General features: G+C 56.2%; 10 protein-coding genes. 7 read left to right on the forward strand and 3 right to left on the reverse strand.

Translation table 11 applies throughout. The annotated features are described in order from the left end of the window. The first annotated feature begins 110 nt into the window (after positions 1 to 110). The 5 genes from rpoB to A6F69_RS03665 all read left to right on the forward strand — a co-directional run bounded on the left by rpoB (position 111) and on the right by A6F69_RS03665 (position 11,046). The gene (rpoB, locus tag A6F69_RS03645; RefSeq protein WP_067597487.1) at positions 111 to 4,301 is read left to right on the forward strand and encodes a DNA-directed RNA polymerase subunit beta; all 4,191 of its coding nucleotides are present in this window, start codon (positions 111 to 113) and stop codon (positions 4,299 to 4,301) included. Positions 4,302 to 4,368: 67 nt separating this feature from the next. After that, positions 4,369 to 8,649, forward strand: coding sequence for a DNA-directed RNA polymerase subunit beta' (gene rpoC, locus A6F69_RS03650; RefSeq protein ID WP_067597490.1), 4,281 nt, complete (start codon positions 4,369 to 4,371; stop codon positions 8,647 to 8,649). Between the two features lie 151 nt (positions 8,650 to 8,800). After that, positions 8,801 to 9,238 carry a hypothetical protein gene (locus A6F69_RS03655; protein WP_083984666.1) on the forward strand — a complete coding sequence of 146 codons (438 nt, stop codon included), beginning with the start codon at positions 8,801 to 8,803 and terminating at the stop codon, positions 9,236 to 9,238. 52 nt (positions 9,239 to 9,290) lie between these two features. Further along, the gene (gene gltX / locus A6F69_RS03660; protein WP_067597493.1) at positions 9,291 to 10,622 is read left to right on the forward strand and encodes a glutamate--tRNA ligase; all 1,332 of its coding nucleotides are present in this window, start codon (positions 9,291 to 9,293) and stop codon (positions 10,620 to 10,622) included. A gap of 127 nt (positions 10,623 to 10,749) precedes the next feature. Beyond that, positions 10,750 to 11,046 carry a PilZ domain-containing protein gene (locus tag A6F69_RS03665; RefSeq protein WP_067597496.1) on the forward strand — a complete coding sequence of 99 codons (297 nt, stop codon included), beginning with the start codon at positions 10,750 to 10,752 and terminating at the stop codon, positions 11,044 to 11,046. A gap of 118 nt (positions 11,047 to 11,164) precedes the next feature. On the opposite strand, the gene A6F69_RS03670 is transcribed toward A6F69_RS03665, so the two are convergent. Continuing rightward, positions 11,165 to 12,328, reverse strand: a complete 1,164-nt coding sequence (locus A6F69_RS03670; RefSeq protein ID WP_067597499.1) for a hypothetical protein — start codon at positions 12,326 to 12,328, stop codon at positions 11,165 to 11,167. A 2-nt stretch (positions 12,329 to 12,330) separates the two neighbouring features. Then, complete coding sequence (locus A6F69_RS03675) at positions 12,331 to 13,752, reverse strand: ShlB/FhaC/HecB family hemolysin secretion/activation protein (protein WP_144573712.1); 1,422 nt, start codon at positions 13,750 to 13,752, stop codon at positions 12,331 to 12,333. Positions 13,753 to 14,376: 624 nt separating this feature from the next. Between A6F69_RS03675 and A6F69_RS03680 the strand changes: the two genes are divergently transcribed. Beyond that, positions 14,377 to 15,798, forward strand: a complete 1,422-nt coding sequence (locus A6F69_RS03680; protein WP_245638276.1) for a sensor histidine kinase — start codon at positions 14,377 to 14,379, stop codon at positions 15,796 to 15,798. Further along, positions 15,785 to 17,440 carry a response regulator gene (locus A6F69_RS03685; RefSeq protein ID WP_067597508.1) on the forward strand — a complete coding sequence of 552 codons (1,656 nt, stop codon included), beginning with the start codon at positions 15,785 to 15,787 and terminating at the stop codon, positions 17,438 to 17,440. The genes A6F69_RS03680 and A6F69_RS03685 overlap by 14 nt, the downstream gene beginning before the upstream one ends. On the opposite strand, the gene A6F69_RS03690 is transcribed toward A6F69_RS03685, so the two are convergent. Then, on the reverse strand, positions 17,437 to 18,864 hold the full coding sequence (locus A6F69_RS03690; protein ID WP_067597511.1) for a WecB/TagA/CpsF family glycosyltransferase: 1,428 nt from the start codon (positions 18,862 to 18,864) through the stop codon (positions 17,437 to 17,439). The genes A6F69_RS03685 and A6F69_RS03690 overlap by 4 nt on opposite strands. Positions 18,865 to 19,124: the final 260 nt, after the last annotated feature.

Below are 19,124 nucleotides of genomic sequence, written 5' to 3' on the forward strand. Positions count from 1 at the left end.
GGCCTTTTCGCGTTATATAGTTTGGAGCCAAGTTTCTCGCGTGATCGTTTGAGTTCACGAACGCCGGCGGCATTTGCCTCCGGCCTACAATTAAAGAGGCACACCTCTCCATGGCGACCAAGGCGAAGGCCCCCAAGGCATCGGGTACGGCTAAGAAGCGTATTCGCAAGATTTTCGGCGACATCCACGAAGTAGTCGACATGCCGAACCTGATCGAGGTTCAGCGCGAAAGCTACGAGCAGTTCCTGCGTTCGAACAAGGAAATTGACTACGTATCGGGTCTGGAAAAGACTCTGCGCAGTGTGTTTCCGATCCGTGATTTTGCCGGTACGGCGGAACTCGATTTTGTTCATTACGAATTGGAAGAGCCCAAGCACGACACAACCGAGTGCAAGCAGCGCGGCATTACTTATGCCGCCCCGATGAAGGTGACGCTGCGGCTGATCGTGTTTGAAGTCGACCAGGAGACAGAAACCCGTTCGGTGCTCGATATCAAGGAGCAGGACGTCTACATGGGCGACATGCCGCTCATGACAGAGAACGGTACTTTCATCATCAACGGCACAGAGCGCGTTATCGTGTCGCAGATGCACCGTTCGCCGGGTGTTCTGTTTGACCATGACCGCGGCAAGACCCACAGCTCTGGCAAGCTGCTGTTTGCGGCACGCGTAATCCCGTACCGCGGTTCGTGGCTGGACTTCGAATTTGACGCCAAGGATATCGTGAACGTCCGTATCGACCGCAAGCGCAAGCTGCCGGTCACAGCACTTCTATATGCGCTGGGCCTCGATAGTGAAGAGATCCTGCATCACTTCTATAAGACTGTCACTTGGAAGCGTGCATCGGGCAAAAAGGGTGAAGGTTGGACTATCCCCTTCAGTGCCGAGCAGTGGCGTGGACAGAAGCCTGCGTTCGCGCTGGTCGACGCCAAGACTGGTGAAGAAATCTTCCCGGCCGGCCAGAAGATCAGTCCGCGCGCAGCCAATAAGGCAGAGAAAGATGGCCTGAAGGAGCTGCTGCTTCCGACCGAAGAAATCTTTAGCCGCTATGCTGCGAACGATCTGATCGACGAGAAGACCGGCCGCATCTACATCGAAGCGGGTGACGAAGTTGACGCAGACAATCTCGAAGCGCTCGATGCCGCCGGTATCGACCAGATCGAGCTACTCGATATCGACGAGATCAACACCGGTCCTTGGATCCGCAACACTCTGAAGGTTGACAAGGCCGAGAACCGCGAAGAGGGTCTGGAAGCAATCTACAAGGTTATGCGTCCGGGTGAACCGCCGACACTCGAAACCGCAGAAGCGCTTTTCGAAGGCCTGTTCTTCGACGGTGAGCGCTACGACCTTTCAGCGGTTGGCCGCGTAAAGCTCAACATGCGTCTGGACCTTGACGCTGAAGACACCGTCACGACGCTGCGCAAGGAAGACATTCTTGCCGTGGTCAAGGAATTGGTCGGTCTAAAGGATGGCAAGGGCGAAGTCGATGATATCGACAACCTTGGCAACCGCCGTGTCCGCTCGGTCGGGGAGCTTCTTGAAAACCAGTACCGCGTTGGCCTGCTCCGGATGGAGCGTGCGGTCAAGGAGCGCATGAGCAGCGTCGACGTATCGACTGTCATGCCTAACGATCTCATCAATGCCAAGCCGGCCGTCGCTGCTGTACGCGAATTCTTCGGCTCTTCGCAGCTATCGCAGTTCATGGACCAGACCAACCCGCTGTCGGAAGTCACTCACAAGCGTCGCGTATCTGCGCTTGGCCCGGGTGGCCTTACCCGCGAGCGTGCAGGCTTTGAAGTCCGCGACGTACACCCGACCCACTATGGCCGTATTTGTCCGATTGAAACGCCGGAAGGCCCGAACATCGGTCTGATCAACTCGCTGGCGTCGTTCAGCCGGGTGAACAAGTATGGCTTCATCGAAACGCCGTACCGCCAGGTAAAAGACAACAAGGTCACCGGTGATGTGATCTATCTCTCCGCAATGGAAGAGCAGAAGCACACCGTTGCGCAGGCATCGGCAGAGCTAAACAAGGACGGTAGCTTTGTTGAAGAGTTCGTTTCTGCGCGCCAGAACGGCGACTATTTCATGGCGCCGCGCGAGCAGATCACGCTGATGGACGTTTCGCCCAAGCAGCTTGTTTCGGTCGCAGCTTCACTCATTCCTTTCCTGGAAAACGATGACGCGAACCGCGCACTCATGGGTTCAAACATGCAGCGTCAGGCCGTGCCGTTGGTCAAGGCAGAAGCGCCTTGGGTCGGCACGGGTATGGAAGAGACTGTAGCGCGCGATTCGGGCGCTGCAATCACTGCCAGCCGCGGTGGTATTGTCGACCAGGTCGACGCGACCCGCATCGTGATCCGTGCTATTGGCGATGTCGAGCCGGGCCAATCGGGTGTGGACATTTACACCCTTCAAAAGTTCCAGCGTTCCAACCAGAACACCTGCATCAACCAGCGCCCGCTGGTGAAAGTAGGCGACGTGATCGAAGAAGGCGATATCATCGCTGACGGTCCGTCAACCGATCTGGGCGAGCTGGCGCTAGGCAAGAACAGCCTCGTCGCCTTCATGCCTTGGAATGGCTACAACTACGAAGACTCTATCCTTATCAGCGAACGCATCGTGAAGGATGACGTATTCACCTCGATCCATATCGATGAATTCGAAGTGATGGCGCGTGATACGAAGTTGGGGCCGGAAGACATCACGCGCGACATTCCCAATGTCGGTGAAGAAGCTCTTCGCAACCTTGATGAAGCAGGCATCGTATATATCGGAGCCGAAGTGCATCCAGGCGATATTCTGGTGGGCAAGATCACACCGAAGGGCGAAAGCCCGATGACGCCGGAAGAAAAACTTCTGCGCGCTATCTTTGGTGAGAAGGCGTCCGACGTTCGTGACACCTCGCTGCGTCTGCCGCCGGGCGTTGCCGGGACCGTTGTTGAAGTGCGTGTGTTCAACCGCCACGGTATCGAAATCGATGACCGTACACGTGCGATCCAGCACGAAGAGATCGAGCGCTTGCGTAAGGACAGCCAGGACGAACGCGCGATTCTCAATCGGGCGACCTATAACCGCCTCAAGGATATGCTGGTTGGTCAAACGGCTTCTGCAGCGCCGAAGGGCGTGAAGAAAGGTGAGAAGATCACTGAAGATCTGCTGGAAGGTGTCGAGCGCCACGAATGGTTCAAGTTCGCGGTCGCCGATGACAAGCGTCAGGCACAGATCGAAGCGGTCAAGAGCCAGTATGACGAAGCCGTGAAGGGTATCGACGACAAGTTCGAAGACCGCAAGGAGAAGCTGGAGCGGGGTGATGAACTCGCACCTGGCGTTCTGAAGATGGTCAAGGTTTTTGTCGCGGTGAAGCGGAAGCTTCAACCGGGTGACAAGATGGCCGGTCGTCACGGCAACAAGGGTGTGATTTCGCGCATCCTGCCGGTCGAAGACATGCCGTTCCTTGAAGATGGTACGCCGGTCGATATCGTTTTGAACCCGTTGGGTGTGCCTTCGCGTATGAACGTCGGGCAGATCTTCGAAACGCACCTTGGTTTTGCTGCGCGCGGACTGGGTCACCAGATCGCAGCTGATTTGGAGCAGTGGAAAGCTGACAATCCGAATGCAGCCGAAGACTACAAGAAGGCCAAGCCTCCGCAGGCGGTCATCGATCGCTTGAAAGCGGTTTATGGCGAACAGTACCACGATGAGATCGAAGCGCGCAGCACTGAGGAAATCGTCGAGCTTGCTGGTAATCTGACAGCAGGTGTCCCGATGGGTACACCGGTGTTCGATGGTGCCCGCGAAGGCGATGTTACGACTGAGCTTGAGAAAGCCGGTATTCACAGTTCGGGTCAGTCGGTCCTTTATGATGGCCGCACCGGTGACGCATTCGACCGCCGCGTGACAGTGGGCATCATCTACATGCTCAAGCTGCACCACCTGGTCGATGACAAGATCCACGCTCGATCGATCGGTCCGTACTCGCTCGTCACTCAGCAACCGCTGGGCGGTAAGGCGCAGTTCGGCGGACAGCGTTTCGGCGAGATGGAGGTCTGGGCACTGCAGGCATATGGCGCTGCCTATACCTTGCAGGAAATGCTCACCGTCAAGTCGGACGATGTAATCGGCCGTACCAAGGTTTACGAAGCGATCGTCAAGGGTGACGACACCTTCGAAGCTGGCATTCCGGAGAGCTTCAACGTGCTCGTGAAGGAAATGCGCAGCCTTGGCCTCAATGTCGAACTCAAGTCGCTGAGCGATGGAGATGAAGACGAGGACGAATGGCCGGAGGCGGCGGAATAAGGGAGTGGGCGAAATTCGCCCCTCCATCATCCGCCCCAAAGAATTCACCCGTAAGGGAATGTGAAAAATGAACGAACTGACCAAATTCACCAACCAGCTCGCAAAGCCGGAAACATTCGACCAGATCCAGATCGGCATCGCTTCACCAGAGCGTATCCGTTCGTGGTCCTTCGGCGAGATCAAAAAGCCGGAAACGATCAACTACCGCACGTTCAAGCCTGAACGCGATGGCCTGTTCTGTGCGCGTATCTTTGGCCCGGTAAAGGACTATGAGTGCCTTTGCGGCAAGTACAAGCGCATGAAGTACAAAGGCGTCGTTTGCGAGAAGTGCGGCGTCGAAGTAACTGTGACCAAGGTGCGCCGTGAGCGCATGGGTCACATCGAACTGGCAGCCCCGGTGGCGCACATCTGGTTCCTGAAGTCGCTGCCTTCGCGCATCGGCCTGCTGCTGGATATGCAGCTGAAGCAGCTGGAGCGCGTACTCTACTTCGAGCACTATGTTGTGATCGAGCCGGGCCTGACTCCACTTGAGAAATTCCAGCTGCTGACCGAAGACGAACTTCTAGAAGCGCAGGACGAGTATGGCGAAGACGCATTCAGCGCCGGTATCGGTGCTGAAGCGGTCAAGGCCATGCTGATGGATCTGGACCTTGAGCAAGAGCGTGAAGATCTGTTGGAGGAGCTTGCGACCACCAAGTCAGCTCTGAAGCCGAAGAAGATCATCAAGCGCCTGAAGGTTGTCGAGAGCTTTATTGAATCGGGCAACCGCCCCGAATGGATGATCCTGGAAGTTATCCCGGTCATTCCGCCTGAACTACGCCCGCTGGTGCCGCTGGATGGTGGCCGTTTCGCGACATCCGATCTCAACGATCTTTATCGCCGCGTCATCAACCGTAACAACCGTTTGAAGCGCCTGATCGAACTGCGCGCGCCGGACATCATCGTCCGCAACGAAAAGCGAATGTTGCAGGAATCGGTCGATGCCTTGTTTGACAATGGCCGCCGTGGCCGCGTCATCACTGGTGCGAACAAGCGCCCGCTGAAGTCGCTCTCTGACATGCTCAAGGGCAAGCAGGGCCGTTTCCGCCAGAACCTGCTTGGTAAGCGCGTCGACTACTCAGGTCGTTCAGTCATCGTGACCGGCCCTGAGCTTAAGCTGCACCAGTGCGGCCTGCCAAAGAAGATGGCGCTCGAGCTGTTCAAGCCGTTCATCTACGCTCGTCTCGACGCGAAGGGTCTTTCGATGACCTTGAAGCAGGCGAAGAAGTGGGTCGAGAAAGAGCGCAAGGAAGTCTGGGACATTCTTGACGAAGTGATCCGAGAGCACCCGGTTCTGCTGAACCGTGCGCCGACGCTTCACCGTCTGGGTATTCAGGCATTCGAACCTGTGCTGATCGAAGGTAAAGCTATCCAGTTGCATCCGCTCGTATGCGCGGCGTTCAATGCCGACTTTGACGGTGACCAGATGGCTGTCCACGTGCCGCTGAGCCTGGAAGCGCAGTTGGAAGCCCGCGTGCTGATGATGTCGACCAATAACATCCTCTCGCCCGCGAACGGCAAGCCGATCATCGTTCCGTCACAGGATATGGTCTTGGGCCTCTACTACCTTTCAATGGAACGTCAGGAAAAGACGCCAGAGTTCATTGAAGAAAAAGACGGCACCAAGATTGAGAAATTGCCGCGCTTTGCCGATATGGCAGAGGTGCACCAGGCGCTCGAAACCAAGTCGGTTACGCTACACAGCAAGATTATCGCTCGCGTTCCGCAGGCTGATGAAGACGGCAACATCGTGATGAAGCGCTTTGTCACGACCCCTGGCCGTATGCTGATCGGCGAATGCTTGCCCAAGAACCACAAGGTGCCATACGACATCATCAACCGCCTTCTGACAAAGAAGGACATCGGTGACGTGATCGACGAAGTGTACCGTCACACGGGTCAGAAAGACACTGTGCTGTTCGCTGACGCGATCATGGTGCTGGGCTTCCGTCACGCATTCAAGGCCGGCATTTCTTTCGGCAAGGATGACATGATCATCCCGGCTGAGAAGGATGGCTTGGTTGATCAGACCAAGGCGCTGGTTGCTGACTATGAGCAGCAGTATCAGGACGGCCTGATCACGCAGCAGGAAAAGTACAACAAGGTGATCGATGCCTGGAGCCGCTGTGGTGACCAGGTAGCCGATGCCATGATGGAAAAGATTAAGGCGCAGCCGATCGGTGACGATGGTAAGGAAGCGCAGATCAACTCCATCTACATGATGAGCCACTCTGGTGCGCGTGGTTCGCCGGCACAGATGAAGCAGCTGGCGGGTATGCGCGGCCTCATGGCCAAGCCGTCGGGTGAGATCATCGAGACCCCGATCATCTCGAACTTCAAGGAAGGTCTGACCGTTCTTGAATACTTCAACTCAACCCACGGCGCACGTAAGGGTCTGGCTGATACCGCGCTCAAGACAGCGAACTCGGGCTATCTGACCCGCCGTCTGGTTGACGTGTCGCAAGACTGCGTGATCGTTGAGGAAGACTGTAAGACCGAGAACGCGTTGGAAATGCGCGCCATCGTTCAGGGCGGTTCGGTTATCGCATCGCTAGGCGAACGTATTCTGGGTCGAACGACCGCAGAGGACATCATCAACGCATCGACCGACGAAGTTATCGTTCCGGCCGGCACGCTGATCGATGAGCCGATGGTGAAACTGATTGAGGAAGCTGAAGTTCAGTCCGCCAAGATTCGTTCGCCATTGGTCTGTGAAGCGGCGCAGGGCGTTTGCGGCACATGCTACGGACGCGATCTGGCTCGCGGTACGCCTGTGAACATCGGCGAAGCTGTCGGCGTTATCGCTGCGCAGTCGATCGGTGAGCCGGGCACGCAGCTGACCATGCGTACCTTCCACATCGGTGGCGCGGCACAGCTCAATGAAACCTCGCACCTTGAAGCGATCTCTGACGGTAAGGTCGAATATCGCGACATGCCTACGATCACTGACAAGAAGGGCCGTATCCTCTCGCTTGCTCGCAATGGCGAGATTGCCGTGATCGACAAGGAAGGCCGTGAGCGTGAAATCCACAAGGTGCCTTACGGTACCGTGCTGATGCACAAGGATGGAGCGAAGGTGAAGGAAGGCGATCGTCTGGCGGAATGGGATCCATTTACGCTGCCAATCATCACCGAACAGTCGGGCGTCGTGAAGTATCAGGACCTCGTCGAAGGCACGACCTTGGAAGAGCGCACTGACGATGCGACAGGCATTGCACAGCGTGTGGTGACCGAGAACCGGGCGACCGGCCGCAAGAAGAAGGAAGACCTGCGTCCGCGTCTGACGCTGATGGGCGAAGAATCTTCGGGCAAAAAGGGCGAGGAAACCGAGGCACAGCGTTACATGCTGGCTCCGGGTACCACGCTCTCTGTCACCGATGGTCAGGAAGTTCAGGCGGGTGACATTCTCGCCCGTGCTTCGCGCGAAGCAGCGAAGACCCGTGACATCACGGGCGGTCTGCCGCGGGTGGCCGAACTGTTTGAGGCACGCATGCCGAAGGACGTCTCAGTCATCGCCAAGATATCGGGCAAGATCGAATTCGTCCGCGAATATAAAGCGAAGCGCAAGATCGCGATTGTTCCCGAGGAGGGAGATCGCGTCGAATATCTGATCCCGAAGACCAAGGTCATCGACGTTCAGGAAGGCGACTTCGTGAAGAAGGGTGACACGCTAATCTCCGGCTCGCCAAACCCGCATGACATTCTGGAAGTTCTTGGTGTCGAGGCACTCGCTGAGTACCTCGTTAACGAAATCCAGGAGGTTTACCGACTGCAGGGCGTTAAGATCAACGACAAGCACATCGAAGTGATTGTTCGACAGATGCTGCAGAAGGTCGAGATCACCGACGGTGGCGATACAACGCTGCTGCCGGGTGAGCAGGTTGACCTTGAAGAGATGAATGAAGTGAACGCCAAGCTGGGCAAGGGTAAGAAGCCTGCGCAAGGCAACCCTATCCTGCTCGGCATCACCAAGGCGTCGCTGCAAACACGCAGCTTCATCTCTGCTGCATCGTTCCAGGAAACTACACGCGTGCTGACGCAGGCGTCGGTTGAGGGCAAGAAGGACACGCTGATCGGCCTCAAAGAGAACGTGATTGTGGGCCGTCTGATCCCAGCTGGTACAGGCGCTGGTATGAACCGCATGCGTGTCACTGCATCTGCCCGCGACGCAGCGTTGCGTGCCCAGTGGAAGAAGCAGCAGGAAGCGCTTGCCGCTGCCAATGCTTCCGAACCTGAACCGGCAGCTGACGCGATCCCATCAGAAGATGCGATGAAGGCCGCGATGGGTGGCGGGGACGCTGCCGAATAATAACGGCTGACCTCAGCACCGTTTCAACGGACAGAAGCCCCGCCGGATAGAACGTCCGGCGGGGTTATCTGTGCCTGCCCTGATTAAATGATATTGCGAACTATTTGCAATTAGGATAGTGGAGTCACCATCACATTGAGGATGGAGAGCGATGAAGGGCAGTCAGTCAAAGCAAACCGATGAGGCAGCGGATTGGGTCACACAGCTGCAGAAGCCAACCAAAATCAGCGAGCTTTCGCCCCTTGCGCAGCGCCTGATTTTCAGTCTCCGTCTAATCGCTGTGTATCGCAAGGCAGGCAAGGATCCGTTCGCAGAGCTTGCTTCGCGGCTGGGCAGCTTGGTGGTTGCAGCGAAATCGCTCCAACTGGTCGAGGCTCTCGCGTATGCCTGGCCAGACCCTGTTCAGGTGCGCCGATGCTGTTGCCAGCTTGTCAGCCATGACGAATTGACGATCGCGCGTGCATTGCAGGCGGTCGCCAATCGTGAACGGGCGAACTTTGACCGTCAACTGGTCGGCTTGCTTCCGCATGAGGCCCAAATTGACATCTGGACAGCCGCAAACGAACTGGTTGCAGCGGAATTCGCATAGACTTTTTTGGAATCACTTCTCAGTTGCAGGCTTGCCCCCTATAGGGGCGCGCATGACAACAACCCGTTTCGCACCTTCGCCCACAGGCCGCTTGCATGTCGGCAATATCCGCACCGCGCTGCACAACTGGATGCTCGCGAAAAAGGAGGGCGGGCGTTTCCTGCTACGTATCGACGACACCGATGCTGAACGTAGCAAGGAAGAATATGTCGAGGCGATCCGCAAAGACTTGGCCTGGCTAGGGATCGAGCCTGATGGCGAAGAGCGTCAGTCTGCCAGGCTCGACCGGTATGAAGCTGCGTTCGAGAAGTTGAAAGAAGCTGGTCGTGTCTATCCTGCCTATGAAACCGCGCAGGAACTGGAGCTGAAACGCAAAGTGCAACTCGGGCGCGGCTTGCCGCCCATCTATGACCGCGGCGCCCTGAAGCTGAGCGAAGCTGAACGCGCGGCCAAGGAGGCCGAAGGGATTGCCCCGCACTGGCGCTTCAAGCTCGACCATGACGAAGCGATCGCATGGGAGGACGGCGTGCGCGGCCCATCCAATTTTGATCCGAAGCTGCTGTCTGATCCTGTGATCCGGCGTGCTGACGGCAGCTGGCTCTATATGCTGCCCAGCACAGTCGACGATATCGATATGCGTATCACGCAAGTGCTGCGCGGCGAAGACCACGTTTCGAACACCGCAGTACAGATCCAGATGTTCACCGCGATGGGCGCGGAACCGCCTGCATTTGCACATGAGGCGCTGCTGGTGGGTAAGGAAGGTAAATTGTCGAAGCGGTTAGGCTCACTCGGTTGCGATGCATTCCGCGAAAAAGGCATAGAGCCGGACGCGCTCGTCGCCATGTTGGCTCGGCTCGGTACATCGTTGCCGGTTGAGCCGATCACGGATCGCAACACCTTGCTCGATACGTTCGATCTAAGCACGTTCGGACGCGCACCCGCGAAGTTTGACGATGCAGAGCTGGAGCGGATCAACACAGCGATTGTCCATGCGATGCCTTTCGAGGTGGCCAAAGGTCGCTTGCCCATCGGCATGGATGAAGCAGGATGGCACGCAGTCCAACCCAACGTGGCCACCATTGACGAAGTTGCCGACTGGTGGCGGCTTGTCACAGGGCCAATCGACAGGATTGAATTTGAAGCGGAAGATCGCGCCTATCTGACTCAGGCTGCCGAAATACTTACCTGGTCGGATGATCCCTGGCATTCCCTGACCGATACATTGAAGGATGCCACCGGCCGCAAGGGAAAGGCGCTGTTCTTGCCGCTGCGCCAAGCGCTGACCGGCATGAACCACGGCCCTGACATGGGCGAACTTTTACCACTGATTGGCGAGGCCGAGGCGCGGGCTCGGCTCCAACGAGCGGCCCATTCCAGCTAACCCGAGGGCCGCAGCAACGCCATCTTAACCATCCTGCTTCACCAAATATCCGCTATGATTATAGGCGGTTTCGCAAGCCTGCTGCGTTACTCCAAAGCAAGCAAGAAACCAGAGAGCGGGATCAGACATGGAGCGCAGGCAGAATAATCGCTACACCGCCGCATATGATGCGGAAGTGCGCTATCACAATGGGCGCAAGCTGAAGCTGCCGGTGCTGGATATCAGTCTGGGGGGCTGTATGGTTGATGCACGTTCCTGGTCGATCCGTGAAGGTGAATTGCTTTCGGTCAAACTTCCCAGCCTCAGTTGGGCACCGGCGAAACTGGTCTGGATCGAAGACGGCAAGGCGGGGATCGCCTTTGACGAAATGCTCTACGAGCCGACGCTGGAGCACCTTAATTCGCTTAGTCGGATGGCGGCTTAGTATCTGAACTTGGGTGGCAATCTGGCGAGCCGACTCTAACAGACTTCACTACTTTCATTCGGCCGGTTCATCCGACTCCAAAACCGCCGCCATCCCGAAATTCGTCGGATCTTTTCTCTCACTCAGGCAAACGCTGATCATACCACCGACGTTCGACCGAAATGAAGCAACCAGCGTATGGGTGTCGATCAAACGGCAGGTCTCGGACGATGGCATCGGTCAGATGGAAACCGCTGAATTGTCCGATTTCCTCGTTTGATTCACGCAACTTTCTTCGCCCCATGCCACTGACCAAGCACACGTTGTGCGTAGGGGCATGGCCTTCGTTCTGCGTGATTCCATGAAGTTGACCGACCTGCTGGCGGCCTGGCTTTGGTACGACTAAAGTTATTGGCTGGAAACTTTGAGTTTGATGACCGGTTGGCACCGTCAAGTGACTAGTCAAGGGAACCTGCGCCGTACCTATTGTTGGTTGTGGTACTTGCTGCGGTGGGAGCACCGGCTGCGGTACAGCGATCACCGGATCAGGCGGCACCTGCTGTGCGGGTGGCTGCGGCGGGACGACCATCGGTTGTGGTACTTGCTGAGGTGGGAGCACCGGCTGCGGTACAGCGATCACCGGATCAGGCGGCACCTGCTGTGCGGGTGGCTGCGGCGGGACGACCATCGGTTGTGGTACTTGCTGCGGTGGGAGCACCGGCTGCGGCACAGCGATCACCGGATCAGGCGGCACCTGCTGTGCGGGTGGCTGCGGCGGGACGACCATCGGTTGTGGTACTTGCTGCGGTGGGAGCACCGGCTGCGGTACAGCGATCACCGGATCAGGCGGCACCTGCTGTGCGGGTGGCTGCGGCGGGACGACCATCGGTTGTGGTACTTGCTGCGGTGGGAGCACCGGCTGCGGCACAGCGATCACCGGATCAGGCGGCACCTGCTGTGCGGGTGGCTGCGGCGGGACGACCATCGGTTGTGGTACTTGCTGAGGTGGGAGCACCGGCTGCGGTACAGCGATCACCGGATCAGGCGGCACCTGCTGTGCGGGTGGCTGCGGCGGTATCGGATACTGTGGGCGATTCTCATTAACCGAGTTCACTGTCACAACCGGATTCACTGTCTGTGGCGGGATAGTTGGTAATCCGCCACAGCCAGTGGAATGGTGTTTGTTGCCAACTCCATTGCACCATCCGTAGTGATTTCCACCGCCTGGATTGGCTTCTGCGGGTGCCGCGATGCAAACCGATAGGAGCAGGGTGGTTGCGAATGGTACAGCAATTTTGCGCATCGTCACCACCTTTGCGCTAACTGCAAATAGATGATTGGATCACCAGCATCGGTTAGCCTACTGTCAAGTACAGGCATCGCCAGCCAGCCTGTAAGCGAAAAACCAGATCTGTGTGCGACTGCGGCCCCCAGACCGAACGATGCGATGTCCTCATCAACAACATATGGGGGATCGCCAGCTCGTCTACGAACGAAACCAAAATCGCTAAAACCCGAGACTGTGAGCGATGTTTCCGGTGAAAGTTCGACTAGCTGATCAAACTGAACTGTGGCGGCGGCCCCGGAGTCAGCTTCCACCGCGCTCTGCGCGTAGCCTCTCACCAACGGTAGGTGTCCGAGGAAGAAATGTTCGACTTCGGGCAAGTCTGAAAGCGCGAGTTGTCCTTCGGTTTCGACACGTAATGCCAGCCTATTGGCAATTGGAGTGACAACCCCGGCTTCGGCGCGAACACTGGCAAAGGTACGGTCGCCATCAGAAAGCTGCCCTGGGTACGGTTTCCTTCGCTGGCCAGCGGAAAGCCGCAATGACCCTTCAAGCTGCGTGCCGTTGGGAGAAGAGTAAGCGCCGATCAGGTAGCCACGCGCGGCGTCTACGCCGCTTCGCGTTTCAGTGGGACCGAAACGAAATCTCCCCTGACTGTGTTCAATTTCGCCAGCTACAAACAGGGATCCTTCCATACTCCTTGCTATCGGATAGCCGACCAGAACTCCGAACTGGCGACCTCGCTGCTCGTTTCTGAGCCTTGGATTGTTGAATTCGCGATCAGACAGCGCCGTACCGGCAAACAGCTCGCCAAATACACCGTGGCTTCCTATCGCTGTGCGATAAGATACTCGTCCTGCGAACCCTAGATCACCGCTAGGGGCACGGGAAACGACGCCGAGGCCGCGCAGTACGTCTCCTCCTTCGAGCACACCATAGAAGGATTGGTCGAGGACGAATCTACCGATGGTCCCTGGTCGCTGTGGTACCACGTCGAGAGAGGCAGATCCGGATTGGCGTGATTGTGAAATAATCACGTTGAGCCGGGTATCAGCACTCGGATCGGGGTGGTCAAGCGACGCCGATACATCGAGGCCACCCTGATCTCCGGCCAGCAGCATTTGCCTTTCTAGCCTGCTGATATGCAGCGGTGTGCCGTCTGCCAGGGGCTTCAGGAATCGTCTGATCGTGCGCTGGGCAACTTCGTTGCCGCCTTCCAAATGGATCGCGCCGACCCTGCCCTCGTGTACGAGGATCACGCGTTTTCCGTCCGCATCCACAGCAACGATTGCTTCCGCAGCGAGAAATCCGTCGCTGTGATAAAGCCTCTCGATAATTGCCGCCTGCTGTTCGCTGTCAGCGTCCCGGCCAGCGATTTCCTTAATCCAAGCTTCAATCTCTTCCGGATCATACAACGACATTCCGACAATAGGATCCGCCATTGCGGTGCTTGGCATTGAGGCAAGAAAGAAACTTGCCGCCAAAGTTAGGATCAATTGAAGACGCAAACGTAAGACGGGCTTCAGATTGACGATTGTATTCGCGCTAACGCCGGGCATAAAACCATTATTTCGCAAAAGCCGAAGAAAGAGAATAGAAAATTCCAAAAAAGCGAATAAGCACACCAGCATACGGTCAGTGTGCATGGTTGGCACATATCGGTTCTTCGAACTCTGGCTCTGATGAAATGCTAGAACGAAGTATCCAACGAGAGCGAGAGTTTGGACATGGATGCAGTATTGAAGGGGGTGTTACAGCCAACGACCCGTTTTGTGCTGGGCTTGCTGCTGATTGCAATTGCTGCAATTGCTTCTCACGTTATCTTGGTGAGTTCACTGTCCGAAATGGAAATGGATTCCATCGATATAAACGACAGCGGTCGCCAGCGAATGCTCTCTGAGCAAACCTTTAGGTTGGCCGGTGAGTTAACAAGGCCGGGTGGGACAGGCGAAGCAGTTGTAAAGAAAGAGCAGTTAGCATCGTCCCTTGTACTTATGCGTTCAACCCATAAGCGGCTAGCATCTGAAGTGGGACAAGCTGCAAATCCAACGCAGTGGGATTTGGAATTGAGATCGGCCTATTTCGATGGCGATCCCTCACTCGATGACCGAATTAGCCATTACATCGCCGCGCTCGAGGCACTAATTGACCCCAGTCCCGCCGCGCCCAATTCAAACCTTAGCGACTATCTTTCCGTCGCCTCAACGCACCGAGCAGGGCTCTTGAGCGATCTAGATAAGGTGGTGAAGATCTATGAAGAGAAAGCCCAGGCGCGCCTTGCAAAGGCTGAGGAGCTGCATGGAAATTTAATGCTTGGATTGTTGGTGCTGTTGCTGTTTGAAGCGATTTTCGTTTTTGGGCCGCTGATCCAAAGTCAATCGCGCGCCAATGCCGAATTGCGGGAGGCCCGCGACAAGGCGCAGTCGGAGTTGGCCGCACGAACCAGTGTTCTGGCTGCGGTTTCTCATGAAATTCGAACTCCGCTGGGAGGGGTACTCGGCATTATCGATCAGCTAAGACGCGAGAGATCCCCCGCAGAGCAAGAGCGCGCGCTCCAATTGATCGAGGATTCCAGCCAGGCCTTGCTAGAAACCTTGGACGGGATCTTACAACAGGCGGGATTGTCACAGGACGCCGCGGTCCGAGATGGCAAGAAATTTCGACCCCGCGCAGTTGCGCAGCGGGTGGCCGAGCTGTTCCGGCCCTTGGCGAGGCGCAAATCAATCCAGATTGAGCTTCTGGCAAGTTCTGACGCCGAAGTCATGGGCAAGCCCGGTCAAGTTCAGCAAGTTCTGGCAAACCTAGTCTCGAATTCCGTAAAGTTCACTCAGTCGGGTTCAGTGACAATCGAAGTCCGCCACCCACAAGCAGCAGAGGCAAACTGGACATTTGTCGTATCGGACACCGGCATCGGCATTGGTGAGAAGCGAATTGAACGAATTTTCGAACCCTTTGACACCAGCGGCGCGGACTCGCTTGGCAAATCGGTTGGTGCGGGTCTGGGGCTATCGATCACGCGGGACATTGTCGACGCAATGGACGGCCAGATTACCGTTGAGAGCAATCCTGGATGGGGCACAACGTTCACGATCGAAATGCCTTTGGCCGAAGTCATCGAAGATGGCCCACAGGCTGCTCAAACCAGTGTAGTAGGCAATTTGTATCTAGCGCTCGAAAAGGCGACTGAGCAAATCCAAGCAGAAGCTACCGCGAGCAAACTTGGCTGGAATGTGCTACGGTCCGAGGACCACCCTAACGAGCACGCCTCTGAAACCATACCAATGATGGGTCTCGCTGACAGCTCCAGTCTGGCTTCGATTCCTATTGGATGGTTGGATGCATTTGACCGCATCTATGTTATTGGCGAGACCGCTGGGGCTGGCGCCAATATGAGCGAACATCACAAGAAAACGGTATATTTCCAAACAGACCATCTCTCCAAAGATCTGAGAGGAATTTTGGAGCGCGAGAGCAATGGCATCGCTTGAAGATCTGCCACCGGAAGAACAGGCTCGAATCCTAAAGATTCGGCTTGAGCGCGCTGAACGCGCGCTGCACGATGCCGAAACCGCTCTCGAAGGACGGATGAAGGAACTGGACCGAGCGAATACAGACCTCAGTCGACGCGAAAGCGAGCTCGCCAAAAAGCTGGATATCGAGAGCAGAAAGCTTCTCGCCGCACAGTCGACTGCCCAGATGGCAACAATCTACGGCGAAAAAGGGAAGCCATTCACTGCATCTGAAGGTGCCGGGGTGCTGCTCGGCCTGCCAGATCATGAAGAAGGCTCGCTTGAGAATTTGGTCGCAGCCCTTCACCCATTAGACAAAGACCGGATCTTGCGGGTTGGCGTTGAGTTCTTCACGACTCTGAAACCGGGAATTGACCACGAGTTCGAACATCGCATCATTCGTTATGACGATGGATCAACACGTTGGTTGAGCTGGGTAATCCGCCGGGAAACGGCTATCGGAGATCGCCCTTCTGTGGTCTATGGCGCTGTCCGCGACATAACGCTTAGCCGAGCTAACGCACGCGCCGTCCGCGCATTGCAATTGCGGGCCGAGCGGCGCGTCGCCGAACTCGATAGGCTTAGTCAGCAGCTTTCTACAGAACAGGTAAAAACTGCCGAAGCGCTCGCTGTAAAAACTCGGTTCCTCAGCGAAATGGCGCACGCGATCCGCACGCCGCTCAATTCTCTAAACGGCGGACTGGAATTGCTCGGTGAACATTTCCCTCGTCAATCGCCGGATTTTGAAGTCGTGAAGGAAGCCACCGATCAGTTGATGCAGATTGCGTCTAAGCTTATTGAACAAGCCGACACAGGCGAGTTTCAAGGTTTTGAAGTGCAACTCGAGCCGGCGACCGAGCAATCCAATAATCTCGATCAAAGCACTTCAGCTCCTAAAGTACTGTTGGCAGAAGATACAGTAAGCAATCGCTACGTGATCGAGCGGCTGCTAAAATTGATCGGCTGCCAGACAACCGTTGTTACCAATGGTGTGGAAGCCGTAGAGGCGGTTCGTGCCGGTTCATTCGATGCCATTCTTATGGATGTGATGATGCCCATCATGGATGGTGAGCAGGCCACGCAGGCTATTCGCGCCATGAGCGGATCTGCTTCGCAAATCCCGATAATTGGTGTCACGGCTCACGGCCTTCAAGCTGAACGTGAGCGGCTTCTTTCGGCCGGGATGACAGCTTGTCTATCCAAGCCGATCAGGCGTGAAGAGCTTCAGGCGGCAATTAGGACTGCGGTGATAGGGCGCGAAGCAGTAGAACCGTTGGCCGCACGTTTCGACCACGAGCTGTTTCAACGAGCATTCCTCGATTTGCCCGAGTCATATCGGGATCGCATGCGGGACGCAGCAAAGAAGGACATCAGCGACTACGGAGAGGAAGTCTTGAGGGCCGCCAAATCCAAAGATGACGAGGCGCTTTCGAGAGCCGCGCACAGCCTGAAAGGGGTCTCCCTAAATGTGGGCGCGGTCGGGATTGTCGAAGAATTGAGCCTTTATCGGGAAACTTTGGCGAAAGATCCCGGCTTTTCCAGCGCTTCGCTGCGCCGAGAGATCGCCTCAAGCTTGCTGGCTTTCGACGATCTCTACAAAGCATTGGTCAGCAAGAGCTAGTAAGCGCCGCGGCCGCTAAAGACTGCCCCCGGAGTGCACAGCAATAGCTTGAGATCAACCCACAGGTTGGTGCGCTTCAGATATGCGCGGTCCATAATTGCCTGGCGTTCGAATGGTATCTCGGCACGGCCACGCACTTGCCATGTGCAAGTAATGCCGGGTTTGCCTTGCAGCCTTTGCCAATGGCTTCCGCGGTAAGTCGTCACTTCGCTGGGCAGCGCGGGTCGCGGTCCGACCAAAGACATACTGCCGCCAAGAACGTTGAACAGTTGCGGCAGTTCGTCGATCGAGAACCTGCGAATAAAGCGGCCCGTGCGCGTGATCCGCGGATCATTGCGCATCTTGAAACATGTGCCGTCGCGTTCTGACTGAGCTAGTAACGCGTTGCGTCGTTCTTCCGCATCGGTGTACATCGAGCGAAATTTGATCATCGAAAAGGGGCGTCCGTCTTCGCCAATGCGGGTCTGACGGAACAGCACTGGGCCTCTGTCTTCCGTGCGAATTGCAAAGGCCGTTACAATGAGGATCGGTAGCAGGGCCATAATGGCCAGACTTGCAAGAACGACGTCGACAACCCGTTTGCCGGCAGCATTCAGTTTTTCAAAGACACCTCGGTTCGCAGCCCCAGTTGCCGCGGCGTAGGCCAAGAAGACTGCATTGCCCCATATGTAGCGCTTAGCCATCCGGCGCGGCTCCATAGCAAGCCGCCAGACCCATTCGCTCTTGCAGGCTCGGACTAGTTTCGGCGCGCGAGGAATGCGGCCGGAGTAATAATCAAACAGCCCCCCTACACCCATAACCACCGGAGCTGTGATCCGATGTCGATTGCGAGCGATCCACTTTTCTTGAAGCGGGACACCAAAACCGACCAGCAAGATTCCGGCGCGCGATCGATTTATTCGCTCGATCAGTAGCTCCTCTTCCTCAGGTGAAAAATATCCAGAATGAGTGCCGGCAACTCGTAACGCGGGGAAATGCGTGGTTGCCCAATCAGCAGCGCCATCAGCTGCGCCAGGCACTCCACCAAGCAGGAAGATCCCCGTCCCTTGCGTCGCAGCTTCGCGGCAAAGCGCTGGAAACAGGTCGGTGCCATTCAGGTTTTCGCCCAATTTCAATCCACAAAGCTTCGCGCCAATCTCCATCCCGATACCGTCGGGCAACAAAAGGTCACTTCCTTCAAGCGCATCGCGATATTCGCGATCACGTCGCTGCTGATTCACGCAATGCGCATTGATGAAGTTAATCGTCGAAGCTCTTGAGGCTCCAACGCGGGATACAATATGACGAGCCATCTCTTCGCGCGCACCGCAAACAAGCGGCAGACCGAACAGTCGGGCAACGGGCCACTCATGACCGGCCTCAATGAAATCGGATAAGGCAGCGCCTGATACGGTATCGAAATTCTTTAGCGGGGTGTGCTTCATCGGACAAATTCCTCAATTGAATCTGCCATGCTCTCCGCAACACCCGTGCCAAACCCATAACATGCTGATTTATCGTATTATTTAAGATGCCTTGCTTGAGCTGATCGTGCTGAAGTAGTCGATTTTCGCAAGATGGGTCACAATTTCTTCGCAAATTGCGAAATTCGCGGATCGAGAGACGGACTTTCGCTCGAATTTCGGACGAAACCCCTGATTTCCGACGTTTTCTAAGTTGGCACGATTATTGAATTTCTTATCCC

The organism is Altererythrobacter ishigakiensis (assembly GCF_001663155.1).
Lineage (GTDB): Bacteria > Pseudomonadota > Alphaproteobacteria > Sphingomonadales > Sphingomonadaceae > Erythrobacter > Erythrobacter ishigakiensis.